Source organism: Catellatospora sp. NPDC049609 (assembly GCF_040675365.1).
Lineage (GTDB): Bacteria > Actinomycetota > Actinomycetes > Mycobacteriales > Micromonosporaceae > Catellatospora.
On record NZ_JBFAOU010000259.1, the window covers coordinates 1 to 8,209 of the forward strand.

Consider the following 8,209-nt stretch of genomic DNA (forward strand, 5'->3'; position numbering starts at 1 on the left):
CGAACTGTGGGGACGACACGCCCTGACCGGGCATATCCCTAACAGTTCGCGCAAGATCGACGCAGGGGTGGCGCGGTGGGTCAGATGAAGCGCCAGAGGCGGTCGGTGGCGCCGTTGTCGGTGGCGGTCACGATCTGGGCGCCCTGGGCGGTCGAGCCGCCGCTGACGCCGAGGACCAGGCCGCCGTTGGCGCACTGGATACGGAAGCAGCCGGCGCTGCCGTAGCGCAGGCGCCAGCGGTGGTCGTTGGTGCCGTTGTCGGTCCACTGCATCACCCGGGCGCCGGCGGCGGTGGACATGTTCTCCACGCCGAGCACCTTGCCGCTGTTGCTGTTGCGCAGGCGCAGGTAGCCGCCGGTGTCGACGATCGCCGTCCACAGGTGGTCGGCGGTGCCGGTGTCGCCCCACTGCAGGACCAGGCCGCCGTCGGCGGTCGACATGTTCTGTACCCCGAGGACCAGGCCGGTGGCGAGGTTGCGGATGCGGCGGGCGCCCTCGGGCACGAACCGCCACAGGTTGTCGGCGGTGCCGTTGTCGGGGTCCTGCACGGCCTGGGCCCCTTGCGCGGTGGCGCCGTTGAGGATCGCCAGCAGCTTGCCGGTGTGCACGTTGCGCAGTTTGTGCGAGCCATCGCCGTTGTCGACGACCGTCCACAGGTGGTCGGCGGTGCCGTTGTCGGCCCACTGCATCACCCGGGCGTTGTCCGCCGTGGACATGTTCTCCACGCCGAGCACCTTGCCGCTGTTGGCGTTGCGCAGCCGCAGTGCCGAGCCGTCGACGACCGGCTCCCAGTTGTGGTCGGCGGTGCCGTTGTCGGCCCACTGCACGGCCAGGCCGCCGTCGGCGGTGGACATGTTCTGCACCCCCAGCACGAGGCCGCTGGCCGCGTTGGCCAGGCGGAACGTCGCCCCGCCGGTGGTGCCCTGCCCGGCGGCGTTCCAGTAGACGGTGTAGTTGTAGCCGTGCGCGTCGTGGAACGGGGCCAGGTTGACCGTCGCGCCGTTGGCCGTCGCCGTGAACGCCAGCGAGGACGAGCTGCTGCGCGTCACCGAGCTGACGGTGAGGCTGGGCAGCGCGGACAGGCTGGTGTTGCCGTAGTTGCCGGCGAGCACGACCGGACCGTACGTGACCGCGGAGACGTTGGCGTTGTCGTTGGCGGCGCGCATGATCACCCGCATGGGCAGCTTGACGGTCACCGTGTCCCCGGAGGTCCAGGACCGGGTCAGCACGGCGTAGCTGCCCGGGGTGGCGGTGATGCTCTGCGCCACCCCGTTGACGCTGATGGTGGCGCCGGTGGTCCAGCCGGGGATGCGGAAACGCATCGACCAGGACCCGCTGACGCTGCCGGTGACCTGCAGGGTCGTGGTGTCGCTGACCGGGTACGCGGTGGTCTGGGTGACGGTGATCCCGCGCGAGCTCCACGTCAGCACCGACGGCACGAACAGGTTCACCGTCAGCGTGGTGCCGTTGTGGAAGTAGATCGAGTCCATCAGCTTGGTGTTGGTCTCGATGCCGGTGCCCTGGCAGCACCAGAAGGTGGTGTAGTCGGTGCTCCACGTGCCGCCGCCCCAGGCCGGGCCCACGCCGCGGCGGCCGCCGGGGTTGAGCGGCGTGAAGTAGGTGAAGTGCCCGTGGTTGTCGGCCGGGTTCTGCTGGCCGATGAGGTGGTTGAGCAGCGCCCGCTCGTAGAAGTCGAAGTAGCCGGCCTGGTCGGGGTTGACCAGCCACAGCTCCCGGGTCAGCTTGAGCATGTTGTACGTGTTACACGCCTCGGCCGTGTCGGTGTTGAGGTATCCGGCGATGGCGTTCGGGGCGCGGAAGTGCTCGGCCTGGCTGTTGCCGCCGATGACGTACGTGTGCGCGTTGACGCAGATGTTCCAGGCATTGGTCGCGATGTCGCGGTAGCGGGTGGTGCCGGTGGCCTTGAACTCGCGGGCGGCGCCGATCCACTTGGGCACCTGGGTGTTGGCGTGCAGGCCGTTGAGCTGGTCGGAGTTCGAGGCGAGCGGGTTGAACACGGCGGCGTGGTCGAAGCGCTGGGCGGCGGTCAGCCAGCGGGCGTCGCCGGTCTGCTGGTAGAGGTCGGCCAGCACGGCGTTCATGCCGCCGAACTCCCGGCCCAGCACCGTCTGCATCTGCGACGAGCTGAGCCGCCCGGTGCGCCAGTCGACCCAGCCCGCCAGCGCCAGCAGCACGTCGCGGGCCTGGGTGCTGCCCACGTACCGCCACACGTCGAGCAGCCCGGCCAGGGTCTTGTGGATCGCGTAGTACGGCACGTTGCCGTTGGTCAGGTTCCCGGCCTCCAGCGCGGTGAAGTCGGACTCGGGGAAGCCGGACAGGTACCCGGTGCTGAACCCGGCCGTGCCGTTGTTGGCCTGGCACGCCGCCATCGCGGCGACCATCTGGTTGGCCTTGTCGCGGCAGGTGGTGTCGCCGAGCACCGCCCACGCCTGCGCCCACGCGGTCAGGAAGTGCCCCTGGCTGTGGCTGCGGAACGGGAAGTTCGGGGCCTCCCACCCGCCGGTCGCCGCGGCGCCGTTGGTGGACAGGCGGTGGTTGGCGCGGAACACGTACAGCAGCCGGTCGACGTTGACGTCGCGCAGGTAGTTCAGGGTGCGGTTCTGGTTGTCCAGCCAGCGGCCGGCGGTCAGCCGGACCTGGCCGAGCTCGAAGGGGTACGCCGAGACGCCGGTGTCGGGGCGGGCCGGCGGCAGTGCGGCGGCGGCCCGGCCGGGCGCGACGACGGCCGGCACGGCGGTGACCGCGGCGGCGGCGCCGGCGGCCTGCATGACGCGGCGCCGGCTGACGGACGAGGTCCACATGTGGTTGCTCCCGAGGGGGTAGGGCGAGCAGGTCGGGGATGCGAAGTTACCGATCACACGAACGCCTTCGGAGCGCGTCGATGCGACGCTGCCCTGCTCCAAGCAACTACTGTGACGTCCGGGCGCTCTCATATCTCGATGTCCCGCCAGTCGAATGTGACCGATAACATCGAGGCCGTCAAGATGTGACGAAAAGGTTTCGCACGTGCGCAGGTCACACGCGAGGCCACCGATCCCGTCGGCGTGGCGCCGCAGCGGCGTCCACTCCCGAGCGTCGGCCGACCCACCGCACCGGGCTTCCCGTGGGATCGGTCAGTGCTCGGACAGAGCCGAAGATCGTGCTGCGCTACCATGCGCTGACAGGGGGTCGCCATGAGCCAGCAGCCTGCCCGCGCGGCGGTCATCAGGGACGTCGCGCGGCTCGCCGGGGTCTCGCACCAGACGGTCTCGCGCGTGCTGAACAACCATCCGAGCGTGCGGGAGGAGACCCGCGAGCGGGTGCTGCGCGCGGTCACCCAGCTCAACTTCCGGCCCAACGCGATGGCCCGGGGCCTGGCCGGCAGGCGGTCCCGCGTGATCGGCGTGGTCAGCTTCGACACGCTGCTGTACGGTCCCGCGGCCACCCTGCTCGGCCTGGAGCGCGCCGCCCGCCGTGCCGGGTACGGCGTCAGCATCGTCGCACTGGAGCAGCTCGACCGGGCCGGCGTCGCCGAGGCGGTCGACCGGCTCGCCGAGCAGTCCGTGGCCGGCGTGGTCATCATCGCGCCGCTGATGACCGCGGCGGCGGCGGTGCACAGCCTGCCCACCGGGGTGCCCGCGGTCGTCGTGGAGTCCGACGCCGGCGGCGACCTGCCGACGGTCTCCGTCGACCAGGTCGCGGGCGCGCGGCTGGCGGTCGAGCACCTGCTCGCGCTCGGGCACCGGACGGTGTGGCACCTGTCCGGCCCGCAGGGCTGGCTCGAGGCGCGCGACCGCGTCGACGGGTGGCGCCAGGCCCTCGAGGCCGCGGGCCGCCCGGTGCCGCCGGTCCTGCCCGGCGACTGGAGCCCGCGGTCGGGTTACGAGGCGGGCCTGCGCCTGGCCGGCCAGACCGAGGTCACCGCCGTGTTCTGCGCCAACGACCAGCAGGCGCTGGGCATGCTGCGCGCGCTGCACGAGCGCGCCGTGCGGGTGCCCGAGGACATCAGCGTGGTGGGCTTCGACGACATCCCCGAGGCGGCCTTCCTGTCGCCGCCGCTGACCACGGTCCGGCAGGACTTCGACGAGGTGGGCAGGCGCTGCCTGGCCGCGCTGCTGGACCTCTTCGGCGGCAACGGCGCGGCCGCACCGGTCCGCCATCCGCGGGTGCCGCCGAGCCTCGTGGTCCGGGCCAGCAGCGGCCCGCCCCCACCCGGCCGGTAGCCGGTCCCCAACTCCCGCAGCCTGCAGTTTCGGGGAAACCGCACCTCAGCCGCCCTGGATTCCCACACTTTCCCCCGAAACTGCCCGCCGAAGGCCGAACGCCGGAGGCCGAACGCCGAGCACCGAAGGGCCGGGCGAGGGCGCGGCGCTAGGGCGTGCCGGGGTGTTCGGTGCGGTCGGCGACCGCGTCGAGGCGTGCCCGCGCCTCGGTGGCGGCGGCGGGGTCGAGGCGGGCGACGATGGCCCGGATCTCGCGGAGCTGGTTCTTGATCTCCTCCTGCTCCTCGTGCTGGAACGCGTCGTTGTCGACGATCAGCTTGCTGGCGAAATGCGCCGTGATCAGCGGGATCACGAAGAGCACCATCACCGAGATCAGGATTCCGGCGAGCACCCGGCCCGCCCACGTCTCGGGGTACATGTCGCCGTACCCGACGGTCGAGGCGGTGACCACGGCCCACCAGATCGCGTCGCCCGGATGCTTGCCCTCCTCGAACACCCAGTAGAGGAAGCCCGAGATCACGATCAGGAGCAGGTAGCTGACGACCAGCGCGCGGGGCGAGTTGGTGAAGCGTTTGAGCAGGCTCATCGGCACATTGTGCGGTGGTGTGCCAACCCGTCCCATCGGCTGCGACGGCAGCGGAAAATGTCGGTCCGGCGGATTAGAATGTGTGTACGAAAAAGCGCCGCTGAGCTGCGAACGGAGACGCCATGCCCACCCCTCCCGCGACCGTCGCCGAGACCACCCAGACCGCACCGCTGCCCTACGCCACCCTGCTGGCGTTCACCCGCTACGTCGACCGGTCCGGCCCGGCCAAGGCCGCCTTCGTCGGCCGGCTGCGCCGGCAACGGGAGACCGGCGGCGGGTTCAACCCGCACAGCCGGCTGATCAAGGCGCTGAAGACCGACATCGACCAGCACACGCCGGGCACCCACCTGACCGAGGTCAACGACCAGGTCGACCAGCGCTGGCAGCGGCTCTACGCGGCGCTGACCGCGGGCGCGGCCAGCTACCTCACCTCGATCGAGGGGCAGGGGGTGCGGCTGACCCGGACCAACGACGCGCTGGCCATGATCGGCAACCTGCCGGTGCGGATCAGCGCCCACTTCGGGCTGCGCTACGAGGACGGCCACAGCGAAGCGGTGCGGCTGCACTTCGACGAGGAGGCGCCGACCGCCGACCTGATCACCGCGACGCTGCACCTGCTCCGGTCGAACATGGACCAGATCCTGCCGCACGCCGAGCCGGTGCTGGTCGACGTGCGCCGCGGCATCGCCTACCGGGGTGAAGCGGGCACGGGCACCGACGTCGACCGCTGGCTGACCGGCGAGGCGGCCGGCTTCGCCGCCATGTGGAACGCGCCGCACGGCTGACCCGAACGCACCGGCGCCCCGGCCCGCGGTCTCTCCCGCGGGCCGGGGCGTCTCACGTGACGGGCGGGACGACCGTCACGCCCCGCCTGAGCGCGACGGACGGTATCGCTCAGACGAGCCTGTCACAGGCCGTTGTCCCGGATGACCTGTGCGTACCAGCGCGCGCTGTCCTTGGGCACGCGGCGCTGGGTGTCGTAGTCGACGTAGACGAGGCCGAAGCGCTTGCCGTAGCCGTACGCCCACTCGAAGTTGTCCATCAGCGACCACGCCAGGTAGCCGCGGACGTCGGCGCCCCGCTCCAGCGCGTGGTGCACCGCCCGCAGGTGCCCGTCGAAGTAGGCGACGCGCTCCGGGTCGGCGACCCGGTCGCCCTCCAGCAGGTCGTGATACGCCGAACCGTTCTCGGTGACCATCAGCGGGGTGCCCGGATAGTCCCGGGACACCCGCACCAGCAGGTCCGACAGCCCGGTGGCGTCGATCGGCCAGTCCATCCCGGTGACGGGCAGGCCCTGCGGCGGGAAGTCGACGCCCTCGCTGCCCGGGTACGACGCCTGCCCCACCGCGCCGACCTTGGCCCGCACCAGCGCCGGCTGGTAGTAGTTCACGCCGAGCAGGTCGATCGGGGCGGCGATGACGTCAAGGTCGCCGTCGCGGATCGCGTCCGCGGCGCCGAACCGCTCGAACAGCGGCAGGACGTCCGCCGGGTACTGCCCGCGCAGCACCGGGTCCAGCCACATCCGGTTCTGCAGGCCGTCGACGAGCCGGGCCGCCTCGCGGTCGTGCGCGTCGTGCGGGTTCTGCGGGCTCACCCGGGTCAGCACGTGCGTGATCGACACCTCGCGCGCGCCGCCGGCCCGCAGCGCCCGCGCGGCCAGGCCGTGCCCGAGCAGCAGGTGGTGCGCGGCCAGGTACGCCGCCCGCGGCTCGCGCCGGCCGGGCGCGTGGTCGCCGCTGGCGTACCCGAGGAACGCCGAGCACCACGGCTCGTTCAGGGTGGTCCAGGTGGCCACCCGGTCGCCGAGCCGCGCGATCGTCGCCGAAGCGAGGTCGGCCAGGTAGTACGCCGTGTCCCGGCTGGTCCAGCCGCCCTGGTCCTCCAGCACCTGGGGCAGGTCCCAGTGGTAGAGGGTGGCCATCGGCGCGATGCCGGCGGCCAGCAGCTCGTCCACCAGGCGGTCGTAGAAGTCCAGGCCGCGGGGGTTGACCGGGCCGGAGCCGTCCGGCTTGATCCGCGGCCAGGCCACGGAGAACCGGTAGACGCCCAGGCCAAGCTCCGACATGAGGCGTACGTCGTCTCGGTAGCGGTGGTAGTGGTCGCAGGCGACGTCGCCGCTGTGGTTGCGGAACACCCGCCCCGGCTCGCGCGACATCGTGTCCCAGATCGACGGGGTGCGGCCGCCCTCGGCCGCGGCGCCCTCGATCTGGTACGACGCGGTCGCCGCGCCCCACCGGAACCCCGGCGGGAAGGACAGCCGCGACGGCGCGACGACCTCCTGCGGCAGGACGCTGGTCATCCCTTCACCGCACCCTGCATGATGCCGCCGATGATCTGCTTGCCGAGCAGCGCGAACACCACCATCAGCGGGACCGTGGCGATGAGCGTGCCGGTCAGCGACAGCGAGAAGTCGGTGATGTAGCCGCTCGCCAGCGCGGACAGGGCGACCTGCACGGTCGGGTCCTCGGGCGTGAGCACGACCAGCGGCCAGAAGAAGTCGTTCCAGGCCGTCATGAAGGTGAGCATGCCCAGCACCGCCGCGGCGGGCTTGGAGATCGGCAGCACCACGTGCCAGAAGATGCGCAGGGTGGTGCAGCCGTCGGCGCGGGCCGCCTCGATCAGCTCGGTCGGCACCGCCTCACCGAGGTACTGCGTCATGAAGAACACGCCGAACGCGCTGACCAGGCTGGGCGCCACGACGGCGTACATGGTGCCGGTCCACTCGATCTTCGCCATGAGCATGTACAGCGGGATGATGCCCAGCTGCGTCGGCACCATCATGGTGGCGATGACGGTGACCAGCAGGATGTTGCGGCCGCGGAAGCGCAGCTTGGCGAAGGCGAACCCGGCCAGCGTCGAGAACAGCACCACGCTCAGCGTGATCCCGCCCGACACCATGAACGAGTTCATCAGCGCCTTGGCGAACTCGATCGTCCCGAAGGCGCGCTCGATGTTCTCGAACAGGTTGGGGCCGAGGCCGAACGGCGGCGGCACCTGGCCCAGGATCCCGTTGTCGTGCGAGCCGACGACCAGGGACCAGTAGAGCGGGAACGCCGAGAACAGCGCCAGGCCGGTCAGCGCGAGGTAGGCGAGCACGCCGGGGCGGCGGTCGCGCACGCCCTTGAAGGCGCGCGCCGGCGGGGGCGGCGGGGTGTTGCGGCCGGTACGTTCCGGACGGGTCATCGTGGTGGTCATCAGGACCTCCGCAGGCGGCTGGTGAGGAAGTAGTTGATCGCCGCGACGATCACGATGATGCCGAACATCGCCCACGCGGCCGTCGAGGCGTAGCCGAAGTCGAACCTGCTGAAGCCGACCTCGTAGAGGTACAGCGACAGGGTCTGGAACTGCCGGTCCGAGCCACCGGTCATGCTCCCGCCGCCGAACAGCAGCGGCTCGGCGA

At 71.4% G+C, this 8,209-nt stretch carries 6 protein-coding genes and 1 pseudogene; 2 read left to right on the plus strand and 5 right to left on the minus strand.

The genetic code is table 11. The features are described from left to right. Positions 1-80: 80 nt before the first annotated feature. Positions 81-2,822 carry a beta-L-arabinofuranosidase domain-containing protein gene (locus AB0J67_RS37375; protein WP_363489906.1) on the minus strand — a complete coding sequence of 914 codons (2,742 nt, stop codon included), beginning with the start codon at positions 2,820-2,822 and terminating at the stop codon, positions 81-83. A gap of 372 nt (positions 2,823-3,194) precedes the next feature. Between AB0J67_RS37375 and AB0J67_RS37380 the strand changes: the two genes are divergently transcribed. Further along, positions 3,195-4,223 carry a LacI family DNA-binding transcriptional regulator gene (locus AB0J67_RS37380; RefSeq protein ID WP_363489907.1) on the plus strand — a complete coding sequence of 343 codons (1,029 nt, stop codon included), beginning with the start codon at positions 3,195-3,197 and terminating at the stop codon, positions 4,221-4,223. A 148-nt stretch (positions 4,224-4,371) separates the two neighbouring features. Here AB0J67_RS37380 and AB0J67_RS37385 read toward each other — a convergent pair whose 3' ends face one another. Beyond that, positions 4,372-4,809 (minus strand): potassium channel family protein, encoded by a 438-nt coding sequence (locus tag AB0J67_RS37385; protein WP_363489909.1) that lies wholly within the window; start codon positions 4,807-4,809, stop codon positions 4,372-4,374. A 122-nt stretch (positions 4,810-4,931) separates the two neighbouring features. On the opposite strand from AB0J67_RS37385, the gene AB0J67_RS37390 reads away from it, so the two are divergent. After that, positions 4,932-5,594 carry a hypothetical protein gene (locus AB0J67_RS37390; RefSeq protein WP_363489911.1) on the plus strand — a complete coding sequence of 221 codons (663 nt, stop codon included), beginning with the start codon at positions 4,932-4,934 and terminating at the stop codon, positions 5,592-5,594. A gap of 122 nt (positions 5,595-5,716) precedes the next feature. Here AB0J67_RS37390 and AB0J67_RS37395 read toward each other — a convergent pair whose 3' ends face one another. The 3 genes and pseudogenes from AB0J67_RS37395 to AB0J67_RS37405 form a co-directional block, all read right to left on the minus strand. Next, positions 5,717-7,108 carry a GH1 family beta-glucosidase gene (locus AB0J67_RS37395; protein WP_363489913.1) on the minus strand — a complete coding sequence of 464 codons (1,392 nt, stop codon included), beginning with the start codon at positions 7,106-7,108 and terminating at the stop codon, positions 5,717-5,719. Next, positions 7,105-8,004, minus strand: coding sequence for a carbohydrate ABC transporter permease (locus AB0J67_RS37400; RefSeq protein ID WP_363489915.1), 900 nt, complete (start codon positions 8,002-8,004; stop codon positions 7,105-7,107). Before AB0J67_RS37400 ends, AB0J67_RS37395 begins: the two co-directional genes overlap by 4 nt. Then, positions 8,004-8,209 (minus strand): annotated as a pseudogene (locus AB0J67_RS37405) (sugar ABC transporter permease); the annotation flags it as partial. The gene AB0J67_RS37400 and the pseudogene AB0J67_RS37405, both read right to left, overlap by 1 nt.

Coding starts and splice junctions, on each gene's coding strand:
- AB0J67_RS37375 (WP_363489906.1), bottom strand. CDS start 2,822: ATGTGGACCTCGTCCGTCAGCCGGCGCCGCGTCATGCAGGCCGCCGGC.
- AB0J67_RS37380 (WP_363489907.1), top strand. CDS start 3,195: ATGAGCCAGCAGCCTGCCCGCGCGGCGGTCATCAGGGACGTCGCGCGG.
- AB0J67_RS37385 (WP_363489909.1), bottom strand. CDS start 4,809: ATGAGCCTGCTCAAACGCTTCACCAACTCGCCCCGCGCGCTGGTCGTC.
- AB0J67_RS37390 (WP_363489911.1), top strand. CDS start 4,932: ATGCCCACCCCTCCCGCGACCGTCGCCGAGACCACCCAGACCGCACCG.
- AB0J67_RS37395 (WP_363489913.1), bottom strand. CDS start 7,108: ATGACCAGCGTCCTGCCGCAGGAGGTCGTCGCGCCGTCGCGGCTGTCC.
- AB0J67_RS37400 (WP_363489915.1), bottom strand. CDS start 8,004: ATGACCACCACGATGACCCGTCCGGAACGTACCGGCCGCAACACCCCG.